General features: G+C 54.1%; 31 protein-coding genes. 16 read left to right on the top strand and 15 right to left on the bottom strand.

The genetic code is table 11. The annotated features are described in order from the left end of the window. Positions 1–619 precede the first annotated feature (619 nt). The 4 genes from FQK12_RS01385 to mtgA all read left to right on the top strand — a co-directional run bounded on the left by FQK12_RS01385 (position 620) and on the right by mtgA (position 5,636). Positions 620–1,555: a TIGR01212 family radical SAM protein gene (locus tag FQK12_RS01385; protein WP_014226987.1), complete on the top strand. Its 936-nt coding sequence runs from the start codon at positions 620–622 to the stop codon at positions 1,553–1,555. 131 nt (positions 1,556–1,686) lie between these two features. Continuing rightward, positions 1,687–4,026, top strand: coding sequence for an aerobic respiration two-component sensor histidine kinase ArcB (gene arcB, locus FQK12_RS01380; RefSeq protein ID WP_014226986.1), 2,340 nt, complete (start codon positions 1,687–1,689; stop codon positions 4,024–4,026). Positions 4,027–4,260: 234 nt separating this feature from the next. Next, positions 4,261–4,914 (top strand): isoprenoid biosynthesis glyoxalase ElbB, encoded by a 654-nt coding sequence (gene elbB, locus FQK12_RS01375; RefSeq protein WP_014226985.1) that lies wholly within the window; start codon positions 4,261–4,263, stop codon positions 4,912–4,914. Continuing rightward, positions 4,911–5,636 carry a monofunctional biosynthetic peptidoglycan transglycosylase gene (gene mtgA / locus FQK12_RS01370; protein WP_014226984.1) on the top strand — a complete coding sequence of 242 codons (726 nt, stop codon included), beginning with the start codon at positions 4,911–4,913 and terminating at the stop codon, positions 5,634–5,636. The genes elbB and mtgA overlap by 4 nt, the downstream gene beginning before the upstream one ends. Before the next feature lie 52 nt (positions 5,637–5,688). Here the strand turns inward: mtgA and npr are convergent, their stop codons facing one another. From npr to FQK12_RS01315, 11 genes are all read right to left on the bottom strand, one after another. Next, entirely contained in the window at positions 5,689–5,961 is a 273-nt protein-coding gene (gene npr / locus FQK12_RS01365; protein WP_004106170.1) for a PTS phosphocarrier protein NPr, read from the bottom strand. Further along, complete coding sequence (gene rapZ / locus FQK12_RS01360; protein ID WP_004106169.1) at positions 5,958–6,812, bottom strand: RNase adapter RapZ; 855 nt, start codon at positions 6,810–6,812, stop codon at positions 5,958–5,960. The genes npr and rapZ overlap by 4 nt, the downstream gene beginning before the upstream one ends. Before the next feature lie 45 nt (positions 6,813–6,857). Next, entirely contained in the window at positions 6,858–7,346 is a 489-nt protein-coding gene (gene ptsN / locus FQK12_RS01355; protein ID WP_004854593.1) for a PTS IIA-like nitrogen regulatory protein PtsN, read from the bottom strand. A 65-nt stretch (positions 7,347–7,411) separates the two neighbouring features. Beyond that, positions 7,412–7,699, bottom strand: a complete 288-nt coding sequence (gene hpf / locus FQK12_RS01350) for a ribosome hibernation promoting factor (RefSeq protein ID WP_004125711.1) — start codon at positions 7,697–7,699, stop codon at positions 7,412–7,414. 22 nt (positions 7,700–7,721) lie between these two features. Then, positions 7,722–9,155 carry an RNA polymerase factor sigma-54 gene (gene rpoN / locus FQK12_RS01345; protein WP_004854591.1) on the bottom strand — a complete coding sequence of 478 codons (1,434 nt, stop codon included), beginning with the start codon at positions 9,153–9,155 and terminating at the stop codon, positions 7,722–7,724. A 47-nt stretch (positions 9,156–9,202) separates the two neighbouring features. Then, entirely contained in the window at positions 9,203–9,928 is a 726-nt protein-coding gene (gene lptB / locus FQK12_RS01340) for an LPS export ABC transporter ATP-binding protein (protein ID WP_004125705.1), read from the bottom strand. 6 nt (positions 9,929–9,934) lie between these two features. Next, the gene (gene lptA / locus FQK12_RS01335; RefSeq protein ID WP_004125703.1) at positions 9,935–10,480 is read right to left on the bottom strand and encodes a lipopolysaccharide ABC transporter substrate-binding protein LptA; all 546 of its coding nucleotides are present in this window, start codon (positions 10,478–10,480) and stop codon (positions 9,935–9,937) included. Further along, complete coding sequence (gene lptC / locus FQK12_RS01330) at positions 10,449–11,024, bottom strand: LPS export ABC transporter periplasmic protein LptC (RefSeq protein WP_004854587.1); 576 nt, start codon at positions 11,022–11,024, stop codon at positions 10,449–10,451. The genes lptA and lptC overlap by 32 nt, the downstream gene beginning before the upstream one ends. Next, positions 11,021–11,587 carry a 3-deoxy-manno-octulosonate-8-phosphatase KdsC gene (gene kdsC, locus FQK12_RS01325; RefSeq protein WP_004854584.1) on the bottom strand — a complete coding sequence of 189 codons (567 nt, stop codon included), beginning with the start codon at positions 11,585–11,587 and terminating at the stop codon, positions 11,021–11,023. Before kdsC ends, lptC begins: the two co-directional genes overlap by 4 nt. Before the next feature lie 14 nt (positions 11,588–11,601). Then, the gene (kdsD, locus tag FQK12_RS01320; protein ID WP_160741439.1) at positions 11,602–12,606 is read right to left on the bottom strand and encodes an arabinose-5-phosphate isomerase KdsD; all 1,005 of its coding nucleotides are present in this window, start codon (positions 12,604–12,606) and stop codon (positions 11,602–11,604) included. Further along, positions 12,603–13,580 carry a calcium/sodium antiporter gene (locus FQK12_RS01315; protein WP_004854581.1) on the bottom strand — a complete coding sequence of 326 codons (978 nt, stop codon included), beginning with the start codon at positions 13,578–13,580 and terminating at the stop codon, positions 12,603–12,605. The genes kdsD and FQK12_RS01315 overlap by 4 nt, the downstream gene beginning before the upstream one ends. 209 nt (positions 13,581–13,789) lie before the next feature. Between FQK12_RS01315 and mlaF the strand changes: the two genes are divergently transcribed. From mlaF to murA, 7 genes are all read left to right on the top strand, one after another. After that, on the top strand, positions 13,790–14,602 hold the full coding sequence (gene mlaF / locus FQK12_RS01310) for a phospholipid ABC transporter ATP-binding protein MlaF (RefSeq protein WP_004125691.1): 813 nt from the start codon (positions 13,790–13,792) through the stop codon (positions 14,600–14,602). Between the two features lie 7 nt (positions 14,603–14,609). Next, entirely contained in the window at positions 14,610–15,392 is a 783-nt protein-coding gene (gene mlaE, locus FQK12_RS01305) for a lipid asymmetry maintenance ABC transporter permease subunit MlaE (protein WP_004125690.1), read from the top strand. 4 nt (positions 15,393–15,396) lie between these two features. Next, a complete protein-coding gene (gene mlaD / locus FQK12_RS01300; RefSeq protein ID WP_014226983.1) occupies positions 15,397–15,948 on the top strand; it encodes an outer membrane lipid asymmetry maintenance protein MlaD in 552 nt (183 codons plus the stop codon). 18 nt (positions 15,949–15,966) lie between these two features. Beyond that, positions 15,967–16,602: a phospholipid-binding protein MlaC gene (gene mlaC, locus FQK12_RS01295; protein WP_004125682.1), complete on the top strand. Its 636-nt coding sequence runs from the start codon at positions 15,967–15,969 to the stop codon at positions 16,600–16,602. Further along, positions 16,602–16,892, top strand: coding sequence for a lipid asymmetry maintenance protein MlaB (gene mlaB / locus FQK12_RS01290; protein WP_014226982.1), 291 nt, complete (start codon positions 16,602–16,604; stop codon positions 16,890–16,892). The genes mlaC and mlaB overlap by 1 nt, the downstream gene beginning before the upstream one ends. Before the next feature lie 135 nt (positions 16,893–17,027). Next, on the top strand, positions 17,028–17,282 hold the full coding sequence (gene ibaG, locus FQK12_RS01285) for a BolA family iron metabolism protein IbaG (RefSeq protein WP_004106141.1): 255 nt from the start codon (positions 17,028–17,030) through the stop codon (positions 17,280–17,282). A gap of 54 nt (positions 17,283–17,336) precedes the next feature. Further along, positions 17,337–18,596 carry a UDP-N-acetylglucosamine 1-carboxyvinyltransferase gene (gene murA, locus FQK12_RS01280; protein WP_004854569.1) on the top strand — a complete coding sequence of 420 codons (1,260 nt, stop codon included), beginning with the start codon at positions 17,337–17,339 and terminating at the stop codon, positions 18,594–18,596. Between the two features lie 65 nt (positions 18,597–18,661). Here murA and sfsB read toward each other — a convergent pair whose 3' ends face one another. Beyond that, positions 18,662–18,934 (bottom strand): DNA-binding transcriptional regulator SfsB, encoded by a 273-nt coding sequence (sfsB, locus tag FQK12_RS01275; RefSeq protein ID WP_004854566.1) that lies wholly within the window; start codon positions 18,932–18,934, stop codon positions 18,662–18,664. A 197-nt stretch (positions 18,935–19,131) separates the two neighbouring features. Further along, complete coding sequence (gene ispB, locus FQK12_RS01270; protein ID WP_004854564.1) at positions 19,132–20,103, bottom strand: octaprenyl diphosphate synthase; 972 nt, start codon at positions 20,101–20,103, stop codon at positions 19,132–19,134. A 260-nt stretch (positions 20,104–20,363) separates the two neighbouring features. Here ispB and rplU point away from each other — a divergent pair, with 260 nt between their 5' ends. From rplU to cgtA, 4 genes are all read left to right on the top strand, one after another. Then, complete coding sequence (rplU, locus tag FQK12_RS01265; RefSeq protein ID WP_004106123.1) at positions 20,364–20,675, top strand: 50S ribosomal protein L21; 312 nt, start codon at positions 20,364–20,366, stop codon at positions 20,673–20,675. 19 nt (positions 20,676–20,694) lie between these two features. Next, on the top strand, positions 20,695–20,952 hold the full coding sequence (gene rpmA / locus FQK12_RS01260; RefSeq protein WP_003861831.1) for a 50S ribosomal protein L27: 258 nt from the start codon (positions 20,695–20,697) through the stop codon (positions 20,950–20,952). 95 nt (positions 20,953–21,047) lie between these two features. Beyond that, entirely contained in the window at positions 21,048–22,013 is a 966-nt protein-coding gene (locus FQK12_RS01255; RefSeq protein WP_014226981.1) for a DMT family transporter, read from the top strand. 15 nt (positions 22,014–22,028) lie between these two features. Then, on the top strand, positions 22,029–23,201 hold the full coding sequence (cgtA, locus tag FQK12_RS01250; protein ID WP_014226980.1) for an Obg family GTPase CgtA: 1,173 nt from the start codon (positions 22,029–22,031) through the stop codon (positions 23,199–23,201). A gap of 46 nt (positions 23,202–23,247) precedes the next feature. On the opposite strand, the gene dacB is transcribed toward cgtA, so the two are convergent. After that, on the bottom strand, positions 23,248–24,681 hold the full coding sequence (dacB, locus tag FQK12_RS01245) for a serine-type D-Ala-D-Ala carboxypeptidase (RefSeq protein ID WP_014226979.1): 1,434 nt from the start codon (positions 24,679–24,681) through the stop codon (positions 23,248–23,250). Positions 24,682–24,915: 234 nt separating this feature from the next. Between dacB and greA the strand changes: the two genes are divergently transcribed. Beyond that, positions 24,916–25,392 carry a transcription elongation factor GreA gene (gene greA / locus FQK12_RS01240; protein ID WP_004854554.1) on the top strand — a complete coding sequence of 159 codons (477 nt, stop codon included), beginning with the start codon at positions 24,916–24,918 and terminating at the stop codon, positions 25,390–25,392. Positions 25,393–25,544: 152 nt separating this feature from the next. On the opposite strand, the gene yhbY is transcribed toward greA, so the two are convergent. Continuing rightward, on the bottom strand, positions 25,545–25,838 hold the full coding sequence (gene yhbY / locus FQK12_RS01235; protein WP_004139797.1) for a ribosome assembly RNA-binding protein YhbY: 294 nt from the start codon (positions 25,836–25,838) through the stop codon (positions 25,545–25,547). Between the last annotated feature and the right edge of the window lie 34 nt (positions 25,839–25,872).

Below are 25,872 nucleotides of genomic sequence, written 5' to 3'. Positions count from 1 at the left end.
GGCACAGAAAGAGCATGGCGACGGGGTTTACACCTCGCATTCGCCCTCTTTAAATCCTTTTCGCATCGGTACACAAGTTTGAGGACTTGCTGTTAAGAGGGAATCTCAATTACTGCATAAATATGATGAGCAGAGCACTCATCCAGAAAGCTTCCAGCGGATTCCCAACTTATCGGGAATCCACACATACGTCAAATGGCAATCTTATTTATACAAAAATGTGCTATACAACACCTAATTTAATGATTTTTAAGAAAATAATGGCATTTTAAATGCCAGGGAAACGTACCGGTCGTCATAATTGAGTGTGATCTGTCTCACTATATCGACGGCGAGACATTATCCTTCTGTGCTGAATTGTTTTTTCATTGCAGTTTTTTAAACTGGTTTTTGTTTGATTTGCGGTGACTGATACTGTTTTATGCCCTGGTAAAGATAATGGCAAATCAGCGGCTATATATAAGGAAAACTCATTACCATAAGGATGAATTAAATTGCAGTTATCTTGAGTGTTTATGCAATGAGATAGGCGGCCGCGTTGACGATTGATCCAGGTCATCGCCGTCGGTAGCTAAAAATGGCAGGCTTGGCCCCTTTCTTAAGGCCGGTCTATCAGATTATGCAGTTACAAAAATTAGTCAATATGTTTGGTGGGGATCTTATGCGCCGCTATGGTGAAAAGGTTCATAAACTGACGCTGCATGGTGGATTTAGCTGCCCAAATCGCGATGGCACTATTGGTCGCGGCGGCTGTACGTTCTGTAATGTCGCCTCTTTTGCCGATGAAGAGCAGCAGCACCGCTCGATTGCTGAACAGCTGGCCCATCAGGCGCAGCGGGTGAATCGCGCAAAGCGCTATCTGGCCTATTTCCAGGCTTATACCAGCACTTTTGCCGAGGTGCAGGTGCTGCGCGCCATGTATCAGCAGGCGGTCAGCCAGGCGAATATTGTCGGGCTATGCGTAGGGACTCGCCCGGACTGCGTCCCCGGCGCGGTACTGGATCTGCTGACTGAATATCGGGAGCAGGGGTATGAAGTCTGGCTCGAGCTGGGGCTACAGACCGCGCATGATAAAACGCTGCACCGAATCAATCGCGGCCACGATTTTGCCTGCTATCAGCGAACCACCCGTCTGGCACGCGAGCGCGGCCTCAAAGTGTGTAGCCACCTTATCGTGGGCCTGCCGGGCGAAGGGCAGCGTGAATGCCTGGAGACCTTAGCGCAGGTGGTGGAGACCGGCGTAGACGGCATTAAGCTGCATCCACTTCATATTGTGAAGGGCAGTATTATGGCCAGGGCGTGGCAGGCCGGCAGGTTAAACGGTATTGCGCTGGAAGCGTATACGGTCACCGCAGGAGAGATGATTCGCCATACTCCGCCAGACGTGATTTATCACCGTATCTCCGCCAGCGCCCGACGCCCGACGCTGCTGGCGCCGCTGTGGTGTGAGAACCGTTGGACCGGGATGGTTGAGCTGGATAAATATCTCAATGAATACGGCGTGCAGGGGTCAGCCATCGGGCGTTGCTGGATCTCTCCGGCTGCTGCCGAATAACGTCATTTCCGGCTGACGGCTCTCCACCGTCAGGCGCGTAACTACAATCCTTCCCGCATTTTTGGCACAACTTACAGCGTCTTGCTCAGAATTGAGTATTATTGTGCGAAGTTGTCGCGAAGGAATCCCTTATGAAGCAAATCCGTATGCTGGCGCAGTATTATGTTGACCTGATGATGAAGCTGGGTCTGGTGCGCTTTTCAATGCTGCTGGCCTTTGCGCTGGTGGTGCTGGCGATCGTTGTGCAGATGGCCGTGACGATGGTGCTGCACGGCCAGGTGGAAAGTATTGATGTGATCCGCTCCATCTTCTTTGGCTTGCTGATTACCCCGTGGGCGGTCTATTTCCTGTCGGTGGTGGTTGAGCAGTTGGAAGAGTCCCGGCAGCGCCTCTCGAGGCTGGTGGAGAAACTGGAGGAGATGCGCGAACGCGATCTCAAGCTGAATGTGCAGCTTAAGGACAACATCGCCCAGCTTAATCAGGAAATCGGCGAACGTGAAAAGGCGGAAGCGGAACGTGAAACGACGCTTGAGCAGCTGAAAATTGAGATGAAAGAGCGTGAAGAGGCGCAAATTCAGCTGGAACAGCAATCCTCCTTCTTGCGCTCCTTCCTGGATGCCTCTCCGGACCTGGTTTTCTATCGTAATGAAGATAAAGAGTTTTCTGGCTGTAACCGAGCGATGGAACTGTTGACCGGTAAAAGTGAAAAGCAGCTTATTCATCTTAAGCCGCAGGATGTTTACAGCGAAGAGGTGGCGGAGAAAGTGCTGGAGACGGATGAGAAAGTCTTCCGCCATAACGTATCGCTCACCTACGAGCAGTGGCTGGATTATCCGGACGGGCGCAAGGCCTGCTTTGAAATCCGCAAAGTGCCTTATTATGACCGCGTCGGTAAGCGGCGCGGCCTGATGGGGTTTGGCCGCGATATTACGGAGCGTAAGCGCTATCAGGACGCGCTGGAGCGGGCCAGCCGTGATAAGACCACCTTTATCTCAACGATCAGCCATGAGCTGCGTACGCCGCTTAACGGCATCGTAGGCCTTAGCCGAATCCTTCTGGATACCGATCTTACCGATGAACAGGAAAGATACCTGAAAACCATCCACGTCTCAGCGGTAACGCTGGGTAATATCTTCAATGATATTATTGAGATGGATAAGATGGAGCGGCGTAAAATTCAGCTGGATAACCAGCCGGTGGACTTTACCGGCTTCCTGGCCGACCTGGAAAACCTCTCCGGCCTGCAGGCGCAGCAGAAAGGCCTGCATTTTGTGCTGGACCCCACGCTTCCGCTGCCGCATAAAGTGATCACCGACGGAACGCGTTTGCGCCAAATCTTGTGGAATCTTATTAGTAATGCCGTGAAATTTACTCCGCAAGGCGGGAATGTGAACGTCCGCGTGCGCTATGACGAAGGCGATATCCTGCACTTTGAAGTAGAAGATTCAGGGATTGGCATCCCTGAAGCGGAACAGGATAAAATTTTCGCCATGTATTACCAGGTGAAAGATAGCCAGGGCGGCAAGCCAGCGACGGGCACCGGCATCGGCCTCGCCGTATCGCGGCGCCTGGCGAGGAATATGGGCGGTGATATTTGCGTTACCAGCCTCCCGGGTAAAGGCGCGACTTTTACGCTTACCGTACACGCTCCGGCCGTGGCTGAAGAGGTCGAGGACACGCTGGCGGAAGATGAAATGCCATTACCTGCGCTGAACGTGCTGCTGGTGGAAGATATTGAGCTCAACGTGATCGTGGCGCGCTCGGTACTGGAGAAGCTGGGCAACAGCGTGGATGTGGCGATGACCGGCAAGGCTGCGCTGGAGATGTTTGTACCCGGCGAGTACGATCTGGTTCTGCTTGATATTCAGCTGCCGGATATGACTGGACTCGATATTTCTCGTCAGCTGAAACAACGCTTTGCCGCCGATGAGCTCCCGCCGCTGGTGGCGCTTACCGCTAACGTGCTGAAGAACAAGAATGAGTATCTGGATGCGGGAATGGATGATGTTCTTAGTAAGCCATTATCGGTTCCGGCATTAACTGCGATTATCAAAAAATTCTGGGATGCGCCGGAAGAAGAGGAGAATGCAATGCCATCTGTAGATAGCAGTAAATCGGCTTCTGTACTGGATATTCCGATGCTTGAGCAGTATATCGAACTGGTAGGGCCGAAGCTGATTAATGACGGTCTGGCCGTTTTTGAAAGAATGATGCCGGGCTACCTGGCGGTCCTGGAATCCAATTTAACCGCTCGCGACCAGAAAGGCATTGTCGATGAGGGTCATAAGATTAAAGGGGCTGCGGGCTCAATCGGTTTGCGCCATATCCAGCAGTTAGGGCAGCAGATTCAAACGCCGGATTTACCTGCGTGGTCGGATAACGTGGGTGAATGGGTTGAAGAGATGAAATCAGAGTGGCAAAACGATGTCGCGGTGCTGAAAGCGTGGGTCGCGGCGGCAGATAAAAAATGACCCCGGATAAACCGGGGTGCGCGAATACTGCGCCAACACCAGGGAACTGGTCGTTACGCCAGAATCATTTGAGTGATTTTTTTACACGGCGCAACCTGAGGATTTGGCTTACTCGCTCATTAAGATAGCAAACCTTAAATAGTTTGTTACATGAAACAGTAAAATATGTGAAGCATAGCGAGTAATTCAAAATTTTTGACTGCTTTCATAAACTTGTACTAAGGGGCTGATGTGATGAAGAAAATTGGTGTGGTGCTGAGCGGCTGCGGCGTTTATGACGGAAGTGAAATTCATGAAGCCGTCATTACCCTGCTGGCAATAGCCCGCAGCGGCGCTCAGGCCATCTGCTATGCGCCAGATAAAGTGCAAACCGATGTTATCAATCACCTGACCGGCGAAGCGCAGGCGGAAAGCCGTAATGTGCTCGTGGAAGCGGCGCGTATCGCACGCGGAGAGATTCAGCCTTTGGCCAATGCCCGAGCGGATGCGCTGGATGCGCTGATCGTCCCCGGCGGTTTTGGTGCAGCAAAGAACCTCAGCAGCTTTGCTTCACAGGGGAGCGAATGTGAAGTCGATCGCGATCTCAAGGCGCTGGCGCTGGCGATGCATCAGGCGGGTAAACCGTTGGGCTTTATCTGTATCGCTCCGGCACTGTTGCCGAAAATATTTGCTATACCGCTACGCGTGACCATTGGTACCGATCTTGATACTGCCGACGCGGTTGAGGAGATGGGGGCTGAACACGTGCCTTGCCCGGTCGACGATATTGTGGTGGATGAAGACAACAAAGTGGTGACGACCCCCGCGTATATGCTGGCGCAGAACATCGCCGAAGCGGCGAGTGGCATTGAAAAACTGGTCTCTCGCGTATTGGTTCTGACGGCATGACATTTCGCTTTTCGCCGTTGCGGTTAATTAAGCGCTTCGTGCTGAGGCTATTGTTGGCTTGTGCGGTGCTATGGGGCGGCGGGATTGCCCTGTTTAGCTTCGTACCTGTTCCTTTTTCGGCGGTGATGCTGGAGCGACAGGTCGGCGCCTGGCTTTCAGGGGATTTTCATTACCTCGCCCATTCCGACTGGGTGGACATGGATGAAATTTCGCCGTGGATGGGGCTGGCGGTTATTGCCGCAGAAGATCAGAAATTCCCGGAACACTGGGGATTTGACGTCACGGCCATTGAGAAGGCGCTGGCGCATAATGAACGCAATGAGAACCGCATTCGCGGCGCCTCAACCTTGTCGCAACAGACGGCAAAAAACCTGTTTCTGTGGGACGGCCGCAGCTGGCTGAGAAAAGGGCTGGAGGCGGGACTGACCGTCGGCATTGAGACAGTATGGAGTAAAAAGCGGATCCTCACGGTCTATCTCAATATCGCTGAATTTGGTGAGGGGACGTTTGGCGTTGAAGCCGCGTCGCAGCGCTATTTTCACAAACCGGCCAGTAAACTGACGGCTTCCGAAGCCGCGCTGCTCGCTGCGGTGCTGCCTAACCCAATACGCTTCCGCGCCGATGCGCCATCGGGTTATGTTCGCAGCCGTCAGGCGTGGATCCTGCGCCAGATGAGGCAGTTAGGTGGGGAAGGGTTTATGCAGGCGAATAAGCTGCATTGATGATTTCACAACCGGTAACCCGGAAGGCACGCTGCCGCCGGGGGAATGAAAGCTAATCCTCATCAAACCCGGCGTTGAACAGCGCGATAACCGCTGCCAGCGCCTCCACTTCCTGTGGGCCGTTGGCTTCAATCTCGATCTGACGCCCTTTAGCTGAATCGAGCATCAGCAGCGCAATCACGCTATTTGCTTCCGCTTCGGTACCTTCATCATTACGCAGCAGCACCTCGGCATCATAGTTCTGCATTAATTCAAACAGCTTCATCGCCGGGCGAGCGTGCATGCCCAGCTTATTGGTGATTTCAACGGTTTGCTTAACGGTCATGATTTGCGTTTTTCCAGCGTCCGATGACGAGACTGCACGTTCTTACCGCGCGAGCGGAAGTAGTCAGCCAGCTGTTCGGCGATGTAAACCGAACGGTGTTTACCACCGGTACAACCAATGGCCACCGTCAAATAGCTGCGGTTATTGGTCTCCAGCATAGGTAACCATAGCTCAAGATAGCTGCGGGTCTGGTAGATAAAATTGTGAACTTCCGTGTGCCGGTCGAGGAAGGCGGCGACGGGCTTATCGAGGCCGGTCATGGGACGCAGCTTCGGATCCCAGTGCGGGTTCGGCAGAAAGCGCACGTCAAAAACGTAGTCGGCATCGATAGGTATACCGTGCTTAAAGCCAAAGGATTCAAACACCATCGTCAGTTCGCGCTCGCGTTTGCCTAATAAACGCGTGCGCAGCATTTCTGCCAGCTCATGCACCGACATTTCTGAGGTATCGACGATCAGGTCGGCGCGGGAACGCAGAGGCTCCAGCAGGTCGCTCTCTTCATCGATGGCGCTTTCCAGCGACAGGTTTTTACTGGACAGAGGATGTAAACGACGCGTGTCGCTGTAGCGGCGAATCAGGGTGTTACGATCGGCATCCAGGAACAGCAGCTGAGGTGAAAATTCTGCGGGCAGATTTTTCATCGCCTGCTCGAAGATTTCCGGCGACTCGGGCATGTTACGTACGTCAATACTGACGGCTGCCGAGATGTTTCTGTCGGCGAGCGAGCGCGCCAGCTCGGGCAACAGCACAACCGGCAGGTTATCGACGCAGTAAAAACCCATATCTTCCAGCGCTCGCAGGGCGACGGATTTCCCCGACCCTGAACGGCCGCTGACGATCATCAGTACCATGTACCGTTTCTCCTCAGTACGAAAAAGAGTAAGGTGCGACTTCCGTTACGCCTCATTATTACTTCCCGCTTCAGTAATGATTTCATACAGCTCTTCATCACTTTGCGCAGCGCGCAGGCGGCGGCAAATAGTTTTATCTGCCAGACGTTTCGCCACCAGCGAGAGCGTATGCAGATGCGTTTTAGTTTGATCGGCCGGGACAAGAAGGGCAAACAGCAGATCGACGGGTTGATTGTCGATAGCATCGAAGGCAATTGGGGTTTCCAACTGAACAAAAACGCCCACGGCCCGCAGCGTATCCTCTTCGAGTTTACCGTGTGGGATCGCAATACCGTTGCCAATCCCGGTACTGCCCATTTTCTCACGGGTAAGGATCGCCTCGAAGACGATCTGGGGCGGTAAGCCTAGCTGCTTTGCCGCCAGCTCGCTGATGATTTCCAGCGCGCGTTTTTTGCTCTGGCAGTGAACCTGGCTACGGGTACATTCCTGGTTAAGGACATTGCTCAGTTGTAGAGCCGAATCGTTATTTATCATAATTTCACCTGAGCTCTCCTGGCCAACCGCCTGCGGGCGGTTGGCGTAGGCTATTGCCCGGACAATTAGTGTTGTTTCAGTTTATCTTTATGTTTTGTTAGCTGTCTTGCCAGCTTATCGATAAGACCATCGATCGCAGCATACATATCCTGCCCTTCCGCACTGGCATGGATTTCACCACCGTTGACATGCAGATTGGCGTCCGCTATTTGCGTCACCTTCTCCACTTTTAACACAATGTAGACCTGGTTGATCCTGTCGAAAAACTGCTCCAGTTTGCTGAACTTCGTGGTAACGAAATCGCGCATCGCGGGGGTTATTTCAACGTTGTGTCCTGTAATGTTGAGCTGCATAGTGTCTTCCTTATCGGTTGGGTCAAACCAGCTGCTTACGCTGATTTGACGGCGGAATGGATAAAGACTCTCGGTACTTAGCAACGGTTCGCCGCGCCACCATAATACCCTGATCGGATAGCAGGGTGGTGAGCTTACTGTCACTCAATGGTTTCGCGGGGTTTTCCGCGGCGATTAATTTCTTCACCAGCGCACGAATGGCCGTCGACGATGCTTCGCCGCCGCCTTCGGTGTTTACATGGCTGGAGAAGAAATACTTCAGCTCAAAAATACCGCGCGGACTGTGCAGGTATTTTTGCGTAGTAACGCGTGAAATGGTGGATTCATGCATTTCGACGGCCTGAGCGATGTCCGCCAGCACCATCGGTTTCATAAACTCTTCACCTTGTTCAAAAAAAGCCTGCTGCTGTTCGACAATGCAGCGGCTGACGCGCAGAAGGGTGTCGTTGCGGCTCTCGAGGCTCTTGATAAGCCAGCGCGCTTCCTGCAGGTTGCTGCGGATAAACTGGCCGTCAGCGTCATTGCGCGTACTGTTACCCATGGCGGCATAGTGCTGGTTGATCTTCAGGCGCGGAAGGCTATCTGAATTGAGCTCAACGACCCAACGATCGTTCACTTTACGCACCAGAACGTCAGGAATGACATATTCTGGCTCGCCAGTCTGGATCGACTGGCCCGGGCGCGGATCCAGCGATTGGATCAGATTTACCGCTTCCTTTAGCACGTCTTCTTTGAGGCGGGTCACGCGCATCAGGCTACGGAAGTCGTGATTGGCAAGCAGATCAAGGTGATCGCTGATGATCAGGCGAGCTTCATCAATCCACGGCGTCTCTTTGGCAAACTGTGAAAGCTGCACCAGCAGGCAATCGCGTAAATCTTTTGCCGCCACGCCGACGGGATCGAAACGCTGAATGCGCTTGAGAACCGCTTCTACTTCTTCAAGCCCGATTTCATCATCGCCAATACTTTCCACGATGTCTTCGACAGGAACGGTCAGGTAGCCAGTATCATCAACGGCATCGACGATAGAGGTCGCGATCGCGCGATCGGTATCGGTGAAGGGCGTCAGTTCAACCTGCCACATCAGATAATCCTGCAGGCTTTGCGTGGTCTCGCCCTGGTAGACGGGCAGTTCATCATCCTGATAATCAACGCCGTTGCCTGACGGCGTTCCGGCGGTGTAAATCTCATCCCAGCTGGCATCAAGCGGCAGCTCTTCGGGCATGTCTTTCTGCTCAAGGGCGTCGACGGTATCCAGAGACTCACGATCTTCGGCCTCTTTGGTTTCTACCTCATCGTGAAGATCGGTTTGCTCCAGCAACGGGTTGCTGTCCAGCGCCTGCTGGAGTTCTTGCTGGAGTTCTAACGTGGACAGCTGCAGTAGACGAATCGCCTGCTGCAGTTGTGGCGTCATGGCAAGCTGTTGGCTTAGCCTTAATTGCAAACCTTGCTTCATATTCAGGGCCAATATCTCCGGCTAAAACGTCTGTAACCTCTACCCTATCAGAGTCTGAAGTCTTCCCCAAGATACACGCGCTTAACCTGCTCGTCTTCAAGGATTTGCTGTGGCGTACCGTGAGCTATCAGGTGGCCCTGGCTGACGATATAAGCACGCTCACACACGGCCAGCGTTTCCCGGACGTTATGGTCGGTTATCAGGACGCCAAGACCGCTGTCGCGCAGGTGTTCAATAATGCGTTTGATATCAATGACGGAGATGGGGTCCACGCCGGCGAAGGGTTCATCCAGCAGGATAAATTTCGGGTTAGCGGCCAGCGCGCGGGCGATCTCGACGCGGCGGCGTTCACCACCGGAGAGCGCCTGGCCGAGGCTATCGCGCAGATGCTCAATGTGAAACTCCTCCATCAGCTCTTTCGCCCGGTCTTCACGCTGCTCGTTGCTCAGGTCGTCGCGAATCTGCAGTACCGCCATCAGGTTATCGTAAACGCTCAGGCGGCGGAATATGGAGGCCTCCTGCGGCAAATAGCCGATTCCGCGACGCGCGCGCGCGTGCAGGGGTAGCAGGCTGATATCTTCATCATCGATGATAATGTTGCCGGCGTCGCGCGGTACGATACCAACGACCATATAGAACGTGGTGGTTTTACCGGCACCGTTCGGACCGAGCAGACCAACAATCTCGCCCGAATTCACGGTCAGGCTGACGTCTTCTACAACGCGGCGGCCTTTATAGGCTTTAGCAAGATTCTTTGCAGTTAATGTTGCCATAACGAATTACTTACCCTTCTTTGACTGATCGCTACCCTTGTCCTGCAGCTGCGAAGGAACCAGAACCGTGGTCACGCGCCCGCCTTTATTGCTGAAGGCCTGCATTTTTTGCTCTTTCACCAGGTAAGTGATTTTGTCGCCCTGGATATTGCTATCGATCTGTTCCAGATGCGCATTGCCGGTCAGGACGACAAAGTCGTTTTGCAGTTCATAATGCATTTTCGACGCGCGGCCTTTTACCGGCTTACCGTTGTCCTGCATCTGGTAGAAGGTGGCCGGGTTACCGTAGCCATCAATAACCTCTTTGCCTTTCTCTCCACCCGGACGGGTCACAACAACTTTGTCGGCGTTGATTTTGATCGTTCCCTGAGTGACGACAACATTCCCCGTAAAGGTGACGACGTTGCCCTGCATATCCAGCGACTGCTGATCGGATTCAATGTGAATCGGCTGATCGGTATCACCTGTCTTTGCCTGTGCCGACAGGCTGGCGGCCAGTAAGGCGCTGGCGAGCGCAATCTTAAGGCTGAGTTTGTTTGTTCTGAATTTCATATGAGGTTCTAACCTTTTCAATCAGCTCGGCATTTTTACTGCGCAGGTTCCCGCGCATTTTCAGGCCGCTGGAATTAAATGTTGTTCCGTACAACGTCACCATGTCATCGGAGGTAACATCCTGCGTCACCAGGTTTATCTGGGCGTTATCCGTCGTAATTTTGCGCAGTTGAGAATCCGCCGTCAGCGCATTTACCTCAACGTGCCCGTAAAGATACAGCATGCGGTCATTCGTCAACTTAGCTTTATCCGCTTTGATAGACCAGGTTGGTACTTTATTGGTATCAAAGGTGGTCATCACCGGTTTTGTGAACCACGAGAGCTGCTGTTCGGAAAAATACTCCACGTGTTCCGCGATGAGCCGGTAGTTAAGCGCTCCTTCGGGGCTATACACGACGGTATCAGTATGCTCGCTGGTATACGTTGGATCGTCAGGATTGATCGCTTGCTGGGTGGTATCGTCCGTACTCGCCAGGTTCAGGCCGATCAGGATCAGCGCGACCAGCGACAGTAAAATGATAACCCAACGTCTGGTTTTACTCATATAGATTGCCCTTTGGCCTCATCCAGCTTGCCCTGCGCCAATAGTAGCAAATCGCACACTTCGCGTACCGCTCCGCGACCCCCGTTGATACGAGTAACGTAATCCGCGCGCGGGAGCAGCAACGGATGCGCATCGGCTACCGCTATGCTTAAACCCACTTCAGCCATCACCGGCCAGTCGATCAGATCGTCGCCAATATAGGCGACTTCATCCGCGCTAACGGCCAGTTTATTGAGTAGTTCACGAAACGCCAGCAGCTTATCCGACTGCCCCTGGTAGAGATGCGTAATGCCCAGCGTTTGGCAGCGATCTTCCACCAGTTTAGCGTTTCGCCCGGTAATTATCGCCACTTCAATATCTGAAGTCAGGGCGCAGCGGATACCGTAGCCGTCGCGCACGTTAAACGCCTTCAGCTCTTCGCCGTTGTTACCCATATAGATAAGACCGTCGGACAAAACGCCGTCTACATCAAGTATCAATAAACGGATCTTCGCCGCCCGGTCAAGAAAGTCCTGGCTTACCGGCCCGTAGCAGGTCGCTATCAGGGCATCAGCATTATTCATTATTTTTTCCTTACTTACACTACGCCCGCGCGCAGGAGATCGTGCATATGTATCACACCTACCAGACGGTCGCCATCAGCAACCAGCACGCAGGTGATATGACGGGACTGCATCAGGTTCAGCGCATCAACGGCCAGCGTGCCGGGACGGATGCGGATTCCGCCTCGCGTCATCACTTCGGCAATACTGGCGTTACGCATATCAATGCCGGTATCAAATACGCGGCGCAGATCGCCATCGGTGAAGATGCCGATGATATTCATTTCATCATCGCAAATGGCGGTCATGCCTAAATTTTTGCGCGTGATTTCCAGCAACGCATCGCGGAGCGTGGCCTCCAGGCCAACGTGCGGAATTTCATCGCCGGTGTGCATGATATCATTGACCCGCAGCAGTAGCTTACGGCCCAGAGCGCCGCCGGGGTGCGATAGCGCAAAATCTTCAGCGGTAAAACCGCGGGCTTCCAGCAGCGCTACGGCAAGGGCATCGCCCATGACCAGCGCGGCGGTGGTGCTTGACGTGGGGGCCAGCCCTAACGGGCAGGCCTCTTTGGGCACCTTCACGCACAGATGAATATCCGCCGCGCGCGCCATGCTGCTTTCCGGTCGGCTGGTGATACAAATCAGCGCCACCTGCTGGCGCTTAAGCACCGGAATCAGGGCGAGGATTTCATTTGACTCGCCCGAGTTGGATAGCGCGATCACCACGTCGCATGGAGTTACCATGCCTAAATCGCCGTGCGCGGCCTCACCGGGATGAACGAAGAAAGATGACGTTCCGGTACTGGCGAAAGTGGCTGCCATTTTTCGCCCGATATGGCCGGATTTCCCCATTCCCATCACCACAACTTTACCGGTACAGCGGAAAATGGTCTCACAGGCACGGGTAAAATCTTCATTAATGTATTGATCGAGCTGGGCCAGACCTTCACGTTCAATGTCCAGAACCTCGCGGCCTGCCCGTTGAAAGTCAAAATCCGCTGGCAAATCTATTTGCGACATAATGTTATCCCGAATCATTCAACGAAGAGCGGCGCTGTCCAGTACAGCATCGCTAACCAAAGCACAAAACCACCCAGCAGCAGGGCACCGGCAAGGCGACCGGGCTGCTGCTTACGGCGCCAGCACAGCGCGGCGAAGATCAGGCTGACCAGCAGCATGACGCCATAATCGCGGGTAAAGGCCTCGGCGGCAAAGGTGCCTGGCGCAATCAGCGCGGGGAGCCCGAGGACCAGTACAATATTAAGAATATTAGCGCCAATGATATTGCCGATAGCGATGTCATTTTCGCCTTTTCGCGCTCCGGCGATGGCCGTGGCCAGTTCGGGCAGGCTGGTGCCGATAGCGACGACCGTTAAGCCGACGGTCAGTTCGCTGATAGCAAAAAAGTTTGCCAGCACCGTGGCGTTATCGACCACCATCCGCGTGGCCATCGGCATCACAATCATCGCGACGCCCAACCAGAGCAGCGCGACGGGAAGCGAGCCTTCTCGCGGCAGCTCCGCCAGCTGTTCACGGGTCAGGCTGTCGTTACCCTGGCGTTCCGCAAGGCGGGCAATTTTAAGGGTAAACAGCAGCCACAGAATGGCCAGCGCCAGCAAAAAAAGGCCGTCTATCCGCGTAAGCTGGCCGTCGTACAGCACAAATCCTGCCAGTAAACTGACCAGCAACATTAACGGCAATTCGCGGCGCAGGATATCAGAATGCACGGTAAAAGGTTGAAACAGCGCGGTGAGGCCGAGGATCAGCAGGATATTGGTGATATTCGATCCGAGAGCGGTGCCGATCGCCAGATCGGTTTGCCCATGCAGGGAAGCGGCGGCGGAAACAATCACTTCCGGCAAACTGGTACCGATGCTGACTACCGTCATGCCAATGATCAGGGGAGGGATCCCCAGCATACGGCAGAGTATTGAAGCGGCGTAGACCAGACGATCGGCGCTGTAGACAACCAGCAATAAACCAATAATTAACAGAGCCGTCGCTAAGAGCATCTAAAGTCCTTTCTTCAGGTATAATCGTTGCCTCGCTGGCCGTCCGTAGGCAGCGTAACGAATTCTTAATTTTGACTTTATGTGTGCCAAAAGTAAAACAAATGCCAGCTTTCGCTAACCCGGGCGGGTAAGATTCTGTAAAAATGTTGGGTTTGTGGTGAAAGAAAGCGCCATGCTTAGCCCGACGGGTGTCTAGTAAGGATGATTTTATGAGCCAGAGTTCGGCGAATCTAGTCGAAGTGCGCGGTATTCGCTTCTCGAGGGGCGATCGCGTGATCTTCGATGATATCTCGCTATCGGTACCCCGCGGCAAGATCACCGCGATAATGGGGCCATCAGGGATCGGCAAAACCACCCTGTTACGTCTCATCGGCGGTCAAATCCCGCCCGATAAAGGCGAGATCCTGTTTGATGGTGAAAACGTACCGCAGATGTCGCGTTCGCGCCTGTATACCGTCCGCAAGCGCATGAGCATGCTGTTTCAGTCCGGCGCGCTGTTCACCGATCTGAATGTGTTCGATAACGTCGCTTATCCGCTGCGCGAGCATACGCGTTTGCCGGAAGCGCTGCTGCACACCACGGTGATGATGAAGCTGGAAGCCGTCGGGCTACGCGGAGCCGCGAAGCTGATGCCTTCTGAGCTTTCCGGCGGCATGGCGCGCCGTGCCGCCCTGGCGAGGGCGATTGCGCTCGAACCTGATTTAATCATGTTCGATGAGCCCTTTGTCGGGCAGGACCCCATTACGATGGGGGTACTGGTGAAGCTGATTTCTGAACTCAATAGCACCCTGGGTGTCACCTGTATCGTGGTTTCGCATGATGTGCCGGAGGTGCTCAGCATCGCGGACTTTGCATATATCGTGGCGGACAAAAAGGTCGTAGCGCATGGGAGCGCGCAGTCGCTGCGTGAAAATGCCGACCCTCGGGTCCGTCAGTTCATTGATGGTATCGCCGACGGCCCGGTGCCGTTCCGCTATCCGGCGGGGGATTATCATCATGATTTATTGGGCAAAGGGAGTTAAGCGACTCATGTTGTTAAATGCGCTAGCCGCGCTTGGGCATCGCGGTATAAAAACTATCGCGACGTTCGGGCGTGCTGGATTAATGCTCTTCAACGCGGTTGTGGGCAAGCCTGAGTTTCGCAAGCATGCGCCGCTGCTGGTGCGTCAGCTATACAACGTTGGCGTGCTATCGATGCTGATCATCATTGTATCGGGGCTGTTTATCGGTATGGTGCTGGGTCTGCAGGGCTATCTGGTGTTGACCACCTATAGCGCCGAAACCAGTCTGGGCATGCTGGTGGCGCTGTCGCTGCTGCGTGAGCTGGGGCCGGTGGTCGCCGCGCTGCTGTTTGCCGGGCGTGCCGGCTCGGCGCTGACTGCTGAAATTGGCCTGATGCGCGCAACGGAACAGCTCTCCAGTATGGAGATGATGGCGGTCGACCCGCTTCGCCGCGTGATCTCTCCGCGTTTCTGGGCGGGGGTGATTTCACTGCCGTTGTTAACGATTATTTTTGTGGCGGTCGGCGTATGGGGCGGCTCGCTGGTTGGTGTCAGCTGGAAGGGCATCGATGGCGGCTTCTTCTGGAGCGCGATGCAAAATGCCGTTGACTGGCGGATGGATCTGGTTAACTGCCTGATTAAGAGCCTGGTTTTCGCCATTACGGTAACATGGATCGCGTTATTTAACGGTTATGACGCTATCCCCACTTCCGCCGGGATTAGCCGGGCGACGACGCGTACCGTGGTGCATGCGTCGCTGGCGGTTCTGGGGCTGGATTTTGTGCTGACTGCGCTGATGTTTGGGAATTGAGTTCATGCAAACGAGAAAAAATGAAATCTGGGTAGGGGTGTTTTTACTGGTTGCGCTGCTGGCCGCGCTGTTTGTCTGCCTGAAGGCGGCAAACGTAACCTCTTTACGTACCGAACCGACTTATCGGCTCTATGCCACTTTTGACAATATCGGCGGTCTGAAAGCGCGCTCTCCGGTGCGGATTGGCGGCGTTGTCGTTGGACGCGTGGCGGATATTACGCTCGATCCTAAGACCTACCTGCCTCGCGTCGCGCTCGATATTGATGAGCGCTACAACCATATTCCGGATACCAGCTCGCTGGCGATCCGAACTTCCGGTCTGCTGGGCGAACAGTACCTGGCGATGAACATCGGGTTTGAAGATCCTGAGCTGGGAACCACTATCCTTAAAGATGGCGGTACCATTCAGGACACCAAATCCGCAATGGTGCTGGAAGATTTGATAGGCCAGTTCCTTTATAACAGTAAAGGTAGCGACAATAAGAATTCTGGCGATGAACAGGCTGCTGGAGAGAGTCATACTGACGCTACGCCGCCAGCCGGCACGACGCACTAATTTCAGGAGAGTTAAGATATGTTTAAACGCTTACTAATGGTCGCCATGCTGGTGATTGCACCTTTGACTGCGGCCACCGCCGCGGATCAGTCCAATCCGTACAAGCTGATGGACGAAGCGGCGCAGAAAACCTTCGATCGCCTCAAGAACGAGCAGCCGAAGATTCAGGCTAATCCGAACTACCTGCGCGATATCGTCGATCAGGAACTGCTGCCCTATGTTCAGGTGAAATACGCCGGCGCGCTGGTGTTAGGTCGTTATTACAAAGAAGCGACCCCGGCGCAGCGTGAAGCCTATTTTGCCGCCTTCCGCGAATATCTGAAGCAGGCCTATGGCCAGGCGCTGGCGATGTATCACGGTCAGACCTATCAGATTGCCCCTGAGCAGCCGTTGGGCAGCGCGACCATTGTTCCTATCCGCGTCACCATCCTTGATCCGAATGGCCGTCCGCCGGTGCGCCTGGATTTCCAGTGGCGTAAAAATACCCAGACCGGTAACTGGCAGGCGTACGACATGATTGCGGAAGGGGTGAGCATGATCACCACTAAACAAAACGAGTGGAGCGATCTGCTGCGTACTAAAGGCGTTGATGGTCTGACGGCGCAGCTGAAGGCAAGCTCAGCGCAGCCGATTACTCTGGAACAGAAAAAATAATGACCGGGCAGCTGAGCTGGGCTCGCGATGGTGAGACGCTGGCGCTGCGCGGAGAGCTGGACCAGGATCTTCTGGTCCTGCTGTGGGAAGCGCGCGCGCAGGCGACGGATGGCGTGTCTGCCATCGACCTGAGCGCCGTGACCCGCGTGGACACCGCCGGGCTGGCGCTATTAGTGCATTTTATCGCACTGGTTCGTCGGCAGGGTGGGGAGGCTAAATTGACCGGGAAGAGTGAAAATCTGCAAACCCTGGTCAGGTTGTATAACCTTCCTGCTGATATGATCCCATAACTTTTTCAGTGCCTTAGTGCTGAAGCTATTCTGAAAGCCCCATCAAACTTTTCGATGGGGCTTTTTGCTTGTTTAAGACGGCGCCACTTTCCTCTAAGATGTTGGGCTGTTTTCACTATCAGATAAATGTAGCCCATGGAAAATCATGAAATTCAGACCGTGCTGATGAACGCACTCTCCCTTCAGGAAGTCCACGTCTCTGGCGATGGCAGCCACTTTCAGGTTATTGCTGTGGGTGAGATGTTCGACGGCATGAGTCGGGTCAAGAAGCAACAGGCTATCTATGCCCCGCTGATGGAATATATTGCCGATAACCGCATCCATGCTCTGTCGATTAAAGCGTTTACTCCGCAGGAGTGGGCGCGAGACCGCAAACTTAATGGCTTATAAGCTGTGGGGATGTTCCCCGCAGCGTATGTGAATTCTTAACAGAGAACAGAATCAATGGATAAATTCCGTGTTCAGGGGCCAACTCGTCTTCAGGGCGAGGTCACCATTTCCGGCGCGAAAAACGCCGCCCTGCCAATCCTCTTTGCCGCGCTATTAGCCGAAGAGCCGATTGAGATCCAAAACGTACCGAAGCTGAAAGACATCGATACCACCATGAAGCTGCTGAGCCAGCTGGGCGCGAACGTTAAGCGCAACGGCTCCGTATGGATCGATGCCGGCCCGGTCGACGTTTTCTGTGCTCCGTATGACCTCGTCAAAACCATGCGCGCGTCTATTTGGGCGCTGGGACCGCTGGTGGCGCGTTTTGGCCAGGGGCAGGTTTCTCTTCCCGGCGGCTGCGCCATCGGCGCGCGCCCCGTTGATTTACACATTACCGGCCTTGAGCAGTTGGGTGCGGAAATCAAGCTGGAAGAGGGTTATGTCAAGGCGTCGGTTAATGGACGTCTGAAAGGCGCGCATATTGTGATGGATAAGGTCAGCGTTGGCGCTACCGTGACCATCATGAGCGCTGCGACGCTGGCGGAAGGTACGACCGTTATCGAAAACGCCGCGCGCGAGCCGGAAATTGTCGATACCGCGAACTTTCTCAACACGCTGGGTGCGAAGATCAAAGGTCAGGGTACCGATCGTATCACCATCGAAGGCGTAGCGCGCCTCGGCGGCGGCGTCTACCGCGTTCTGCCGGATCGTATTGAAACCGGGACGTTCCTGGTGGCGGCGGCGATTTCTGGCGGTAAGATCCTGTGCCGCAATGCCCAGCCGGATACCCTTGATGCGGTTCTGGCCAAGCTACGCGACGCCGGTGCGGATATCGAAACGGGCGAAGACTGGATTAGCCTGGACATGCACGGCAATCGTCCGAAGGCCGTCAACGTGCGTACTGCCCCACACCCAGGCTTCCCGACCGACATGCAGGCTCAGTTCACCTTGCTGAATCTGGTTGCCGAGGGCACCGGCGTGATCACCGAGACGATCTTCGAAAACCGTTTCATGCATATCCCGGAACTGATCCGTATGGGCGCGCATGCGGAAATCGAAAGCAATACGGCGATTTGCCACGGCGTGAAGCAGCTTTCTGGCGCCCAGGTGATGGCGACGGATCTGCGTGCGTCAGCCAGCCTGGTACTGGCGGGCTGTATTGCGGAAGGTACGACGATTGTCGATCGTATTTACCACATTGACCGCGGCTACGAACGTATCGAAGACAAGCTTCAGGCGCTGGGTGCGAATATCGAACGCGTCAAAGGCGAATAAGCCATATAAGCCTGTAGCAGCAGCCCTCTGACGTTTGTCCGGGGGCTGTTGTCTGCAACCTCGCTTTACTTGTTGTTCTTCCTTGGGCGCATCATTTGCGTTCTGTCGATAAACTGATGGGTATGGGGATCGTGATAGCGCGATGGCCATATTACCCACGGATCGGTTTCCAGCGCGTTAGCAATAATCAGCTCGCCCTTGGGCCAGGGCCGGGTCAGCGCATTGGCGAGCGTTGAAGAACTTAAACCATTACGCCGCGATTCAGCTGCCAGCGACGTCCCTTTTTTGCGTAATCCGGCAATAATATCCGCCGGATGCCAGTCGATGAACTTATCCATAAATTCTCCTGGTAATAAACATGCCTGGCGTCCTTAATGGACGACAAAATGACTATACCGCGGGTTCCAGTAATGTTCTAACAAGTTCTTTTAATGGGTTTGATATTAGGAATATATCAAGGGATACGGCTGGATCTTGGCTTTTTGACGCTTACTGGAACTTTCCCGCGGTTTGCGCGGGAAAGCAAGAGGAGGGGTTAGTGATCGCGTTGCACAGCGATGTGGGCAAGACCGATTAGCGCTTCACGCCACGGAGAATCGGGAAGGACCTGAAGCGCGGCAATCGCTTTATCAGCCTCTTCCTCCGCGCGTTTTTGGGTCCATTCCAGCGAGCCGCAGGTTGCCATCGTTTCCAGTACGGCGTCGAGAAGATGACGGCCATTACCCTGCTCAATCGCCCCACGGATCATGGCGGACTGTTCTGCGTTGCCGTGTTGCATAGCATGCAGCAGCGGAAGGGTGGGTTTGCCTTCATTCAGATCGTCACCGACGTTTTTACCCAGACGCTCACCGTCTGAACTGTAGTCAAGCAGATCGTCAATCAGCTGGAAAGCGGTACCCAGATAGCGTCCGTAATCCTGTAACGCTTTTTCTTGTTCCGCGCTGCAGTCGGCCAGAATGCCGGAGCACTGGGCTGCGGCTTCAAACAAACGTGCGGTCTTGCTGTAAATGACCCGCATGTAGTTTTCTTCAGTGATATCCGGGTCGTTAACGTTCATCAGCTGCAGGACTTCCCCTTCGGCAATGACGTTAACGGCTTCTGACATCACTTCCAGCACTCTCAATGACCCAAGGCTGGTCATCATCTGAAAGGCGCGGGTGTAGATAAAATCACCGACCAGCACGCTAGCCGCATTGCCAAAAGCGGCGTTTGCGGTGGCTTTTCCCCGGCGCATATCAGACTCATCGACGACATCATCATGCAGCAGGGTGGCGGTATGGATAAATTCGATCAGCGCGGCAATGGCGACGTGAGCGTTTCCCTGATATCCAACGGCACGCGCGGCCAGTACGGCGATCATCGGGCGAATGCGTTTACCGCCTCCGCTAACAATGTAATAGCCTAACTGATTGATAAGCTGAACATCAGAGTCGAGTTGCTCAAGAATTGTCGCATTGACGCCCGCCATATCCTGCGCGGTTAACTCATTGATTTTTTCTAAATTCATCGCAAAAGCCGGGCCAAATGTCCTGTTACCGCGTATCCGAATGGGATCACAGAAGGATTAAGACAGAATTAAAAGAAGCTATGATTGTACTGAAAAATTGCCGTAGTTAAACGCTGGAGTGAAAGTTGTGTTTTTTTTCTGCGTTGATCGCTGATCGCTCTTGTCAAAGGCTCGCGTTTTGCGTAATATTCGCGCCCTATTGTGAATATTTATAGCGCACTCTGAATCATACGAAGAGGTGCGCGGAAGCGGAGTTTTATATGTACGCGGTTTTCCAAAGTGGTGGTAAACAACACCGAGTAAGCGAAGGTCAAACCATTCGCCTGGAAAAGCTGGACATCGCAACTGGCGAAGCTGTTGAGTTCGCAGAAGTGCTGATGATCGCAAACGGTGAAGAAATTAAAATCGGCGTTCCTTTCGTTGAGGGCGGCGTAATCAAAGCTGAAGTTGTTGCACACGGTCGTGGCGAGAAAGTTAAAATCGTTAAGTTTCGTCGTCGTAAACACTACCGTAAGCAGCAGGGCCATCGTCAGTGGTTCACTGATGTGAAAATTACTGGCATCAGCGCCTAAGACCTGAGGAGAGATTTAAATGGCACATAAAAAGGCTGGCGGCTCAACTCGTAACGGTCGCGATTCAGAAGCTAAACGCCTGGGCGTTAAGCGTTTCGGTGGCGAATCCGTTCTGGCGGGTAGCATCATCGTTCGTCAACGTGGTACCAAATTCCACGCTGGCACTAACGTAGGTTGCGGTCGTGACCACACTCTGTTTGCTAAAGCAGACGGTAAAGTGAAATTCGAAGTTAAAGGCCCGAACAACCGTAAATACATCAGCATCGTTGCTGAGTAAGTTTTTCGTGGTCCGGTAACGGATTAAAGCCCCGCAACGTGTTGCGGGGCTTTTTACATTGAAACCCCGGAAAATTTTCTGCAGGGAAAACGGGCATGAAGCAGCAGGCCGGCATCGGCATTATTTTAGCGCTCACCACGGCGATGTGCTGGGGTGCCCTGCCGATAGCAATGAAGCAGGTTCTTGAAGTGATGGAACCGCCGACGGTGGTGTTTTACCGCTTTTTGATGGCAAGTTTTGGTCTTGGCGCTATCCTCGCCATGAAAAGAAAGCTGCCCCCGCTGCGGATTTTTCGCAAGCCGCGGTGGTTGGTACTGCTGGTTATTGCGACAGCGGGTTTGTTCGGTAACTTCATTCTGTTTAGTTCTTCCTTGCAATATCTCAGCCCCACCGCTTCCCAGGTGATTGGCCAGCTGTCTCCGGTCGGCATGATGGTGGCCAGCGTTTTTGTCCTTAAAGAGAAAATGCGCGGCACTCAGGTTGTGGGAGCGCTGATGCTGGTGAGCGGTCTGGTGATGTTTTTTAACACCAGCCTGATCGAGATTTTTACCCGCCTGACGGACTACACGTGGGGGGTAATTTTCGGCGTAGGTGCGGCGACGGTGTGGGTGTGCTACGGCGTCGCGCAAAAGGTGTTATTGCGCCGTCTGGCATCACAGCAAATCCTTTTTTTGCTGTACACTTTATGTACGATATCGCTATTGCCATTAGCGAAGCCTTCGCAGGTGCTGGCATTAAGCGACTGGCAGCTGGCCTGTCTGGTTTTTTGCGGGCTCAATACCCTGGTCGGCTACGGCGCCCTGGCGGAAGCGATGGCGCGCTGGCAGGCGGCGCAGGTGAGCGCGTTGATTACCTTAACGCCGCTGTTTACGCTGCTATTTTCAGATTTATTATCACTGGCCTGGCCCGACGTTTTCGCCAGACCGCTGTTGAACCTGATGGGTTATCTCGGTGCGTTTGTCGTGGTTGCGGGCGCGATGTATTCCGCCGTCGGCCACCGTCTTTGGGGACGGTGGCGTAAGCGAGAAGCGGTTGTGCCGCTCCCCCGCTCAGGCGAATGATTTACGGAGAGTAAAATGAAGTTTGTTGATGAAGCAACGATCCTGGTCGTAGCAGGTGATGGCGGCAATGGTTGCGTTAGCTTCCGCCGCGAAAAATATATCCCGAAAGGCGGCCCGGACGGCGGTGACGGCGGTGACGGCGGTGACGTCTGGCTTGAGGCGGACGAAAACCTCAACACCCTGATCGACTACCGTTTTGAGAAGTCTTTCCGCGCTGAGCGCGGGCAGAACGGTCAGAGCCGTGACTGTACCGGTAAACGCGGTAAAGACGTAACGGTGAAGGTACCGGTAGGGACTCGCGTCATCGATCAGGGCACCGGCGAGACGATGGGTGATATGACCAAGCATGGTCAGCGCCTGATGGTCGCCAAAGGCGGCTGGCACGGTCTGGGTAACACCCGTTTCAAATCGTCCGTTAACCGTACTCCACGTCAAAAGACGATGGGGACGCCGGGCGATAAGCGCGATCTGCAGCTGGAGCTGATGCTGCTGGCGGACGTCGGCATGCTGGGAATGCCGAATGCGGGTAAATCGACCTTTATTCGTGCCGTTTCCGCCGCGAAGCCTAAAGTCGCTGACTATCCGTTTACTACGCTGGTGCCGAGCCTCGGCGTGGTGCGTATGGACAACGAGAAGAGCTTCGTGGTGGCGGATATCCCGGGGCTGATTGAAGGCGCCGCTGAAGGCGCGGGTCTCGGTATTCGCTTCCTGAAGCACCTGGAGCGCTGCCGCGTGCTGCTGCATCTCATCGATATCGAGCCGATTGACGGATCCGATCCGGTGGAGAACGCGCGGATTATTATCGGTGAGCTGGAAAAATACAGTGAGAAACTGGCTTCTAAGCCGCGCTGGCTGGTCTTTAACAAGATTGACCTGATGGACAAAGCTGAGGCGGAAGCGAAAGCGAAAGCTATCGCGCAGGCGCTGGGCTGGGAAGATAAGTTCTACCTGATTTCGGCGGCCAGCCAGCAGGGCGTAAAAGACCTGTGCTGGGACGTGATGACCTTTATCATCGAAAACCCGATTGTGCATGCGGAAGAAGCGAAGCCTGCCGAAAAAGTCGAGTTTATGTGGGACGACTATCACCGCCAGCAGCTTGAAGAAGCTGAAGTGGAAGATGATGAAGACTGGGATGATGATTGGGATGAAGACGACGAAGAAGGCGTTGAATTCATCTACAAACGTTAATCCTGAACAAACGAAAAGGGCCGCCAATGATGCGGCCCTTTTTGCTTTAATTGTTCTGATAGAGGTCTTTGTACAATCGGCTTTCGAACCGCACCAGTGGAATGCGGCGATTACGCTGGTCGGCCGGAGGCACGGCGTAGCCAGACAGGTATTGCACGAACGCTATCTTCTGCCCGCTGGCCGTCGTGATGAAACCGGCCAGGTTATACACCCCCTGCAGTGAGCCCGTTTTCGCCGAGACTTTGCCATCGACACCTGCCTGATGCAGCCCTGCGCGGTACTGCAGAGAACCATCATGGCCGGCCAGAGGCAGCATCGAGATAAAGTTGAGTTCATTATCGTGCTGGGCGATGTACTGCAGCACCTGCATCATCGTCGCGGGTGCGATGAGGTTATGGCGCGACAGACCTGAGCCATCGGCAATGATGGTATTCCCGAGATCGACGCCGGCCTGCTGACGTAAGATCTGCCGTACCGCATCGGAACCGGCTCGCCAGGTACCCGGTACGCTGAAGCGAGCGTGCCCAATGGTGCGGAATACCGTATCGGCGATCATGTTGTCCGATTTTTTCAGCATAATACGCAGCAGATCGTGCAGCGGCGCAGATTGTGTACTTGCCAGGACGGTACCCGGATCGTTTGCCAGCGTCTGGCGCAGCAGCGTACCGCTCCAGGTGATGTCGGCGTCGGTCAGCTCAGCTTTCAGAATCGCACCGGCGTAGCTGGCGCCATCCTGAATGGCAAAAGCCAGCGGCAGCGGCTCGCTGCGCTGCGGCAGACAGCCGGTCAGGGTGTAACGGTTCAGATCGCCGGGAACCACGTCAAGCTCACAGTACTGTGCTTCAGAAGAGCCCCGGGGCAGCGTACGCACCTGGCTGAACATGGTCACCGGGTAGTAAGACGCCACGCGAATAAACGCCAGATCGCCCGGCTTTTGCGCGCTATAGAGCGAGATGGAGAAGCAGTTCCGATCGACAATCGCCGCCGCCGGCGGGGCGCTAAAGCACTGCGTCATATCGTTCCATGGCCAGCCAGGCGCTTTGTCATGGCTGGCGAAGATGGAGGTATCGATCAGCACATTACCTTCAATTCGCTGGACGCCTGCTTTCTTCAGCGTGGCCACCATATTACGAATATCCTGACGCCTGAGGGTAGGATCGCCGCCAAAGCGCGCAATGAGGTCGCCTTTCAGGACGCCGCCATCGAGGCTGCCTTTCGTTTCCAGCGTCGTGGTGAAGCGGAAGTCCGGACCCAGCTGCAGCAGCGCAGCAAGCGCGGTTATCACTTTTTGGGTGCTGGCGGGGAGCGCCATCTGCTGGCTATGGTAGTCTATCTCCGGCGTCGGGGATCCCACCTTCTGCGCCATAAAGGCAAGGTTTGCGCCCGCAGGAAGCTGATTGATGTACTCGTCAATATTCGCCGCCTGAGCGCTAAGCGCTATACCGGCAGTCAATCCGATGATAAATCTGGAAAATCGCATAATCTCGCGCTAACAACCTGAAACCAGTCCGTCATACTACGGTGCATCGCCCTGTAAAGTAAACGATGACCCATAGTGAACTTCAGGGTAAAATACGTATCAAATTGAAAATTGCTGCTGGCCTGGGGATGACTTTCCGGGTCGGTTTTCTTTTGCTCCGGCCCTGCTCAAGTCTTGACCGGCTGCGGAGCGGCGTTGTCTGCTCCATGAAGGAATGAAAAAGAGGTATAACAAATGCAAGCTATTCCGATGACCTTACGTGGCGCTGAAAAACTGCGCGAAGAACTGGATTTTCTGAAGTCCGTACGTCGTCCTGAAATCATCGCGGCCATCGCTGAGGCCCGCGAGCACGGCGATCTGAAAGAAAATGCTGAGTATCATGCTGCCCGTGAACAGCAGGGCTTCTGTGAAGGTCGCATTAAGGATATCGAAGCGAAGCTGTCGAACGCGCAGGTCATCGATATCACCAAAATGCCCAACAATGGCCGGGTGATTTTTGGTTCGACGGTCAGCGTTCTGAATCTCGATACGGATGAAGAGCAAACTTATCGTATCGTTGGCGATGACGAGGCGGATTTTAAGCAAAATCTGATTTCTGTAAACTCGCCGATTGCACGTGGTTTAATCGGTAAAGAGCAGGACGATGTGGTGGTTATCCGTACACCGGGCGGGGAAGTCGAATTCGAAATTCTTAAGGTTGAGTACCTTTAATTCGAATTTAACGCTACGATGTTGATGGATTGTAAAGAAAGGAAAAAGGCCGCGTAGCGGCCTTTTATCAGCGTCCGGAGCATGGCATTTTGCTCGTCTACCCGCAGAAAACCCTCGATTTACACAAAGTTGTGTCGATAACCAGGATATTCTTAGCGTGGCAGCGAGATTTTACGCTCTTTAGTCGGGCGGTACAGAACCAGCGTTTTACCGATGACCTGTACATTACAGGCGCCGGTTTCGCGCACGATAGCTTCCACGATCAAGGTTTTAGTTTCGCGATCTTCCGAGGCGATCTTCACCTTGATAAGTTCATGGTGCTCTAACGCTTGTTCAATCTCGGCCAGTACCCCTTCGGTCAAACCATTGTTGCCAAGCATAACTACCGGCTTGAGCGGATGTGCCAGACCTTTCAGGTGCTGTTTTTGTTTAGTACTCAGATTCATCGTATTTTTTTGCTTACGTTGGGATTGAAAACGG

It is taken from the genome of Klebsiella sp. ME-303 (genome assembly GCF_007910085.1).
GTDB classification, from domain to species: domain Bacteria; phylum Pseudomonadota; class Gammaproteobacteria; order Enterobacterales; family Enterobacteriaceae; genus Klebsiella; species Klebsiella michiganensis.
This window is presented reverse-complemented; position numbering and strand designations above follow the sequence as displayed.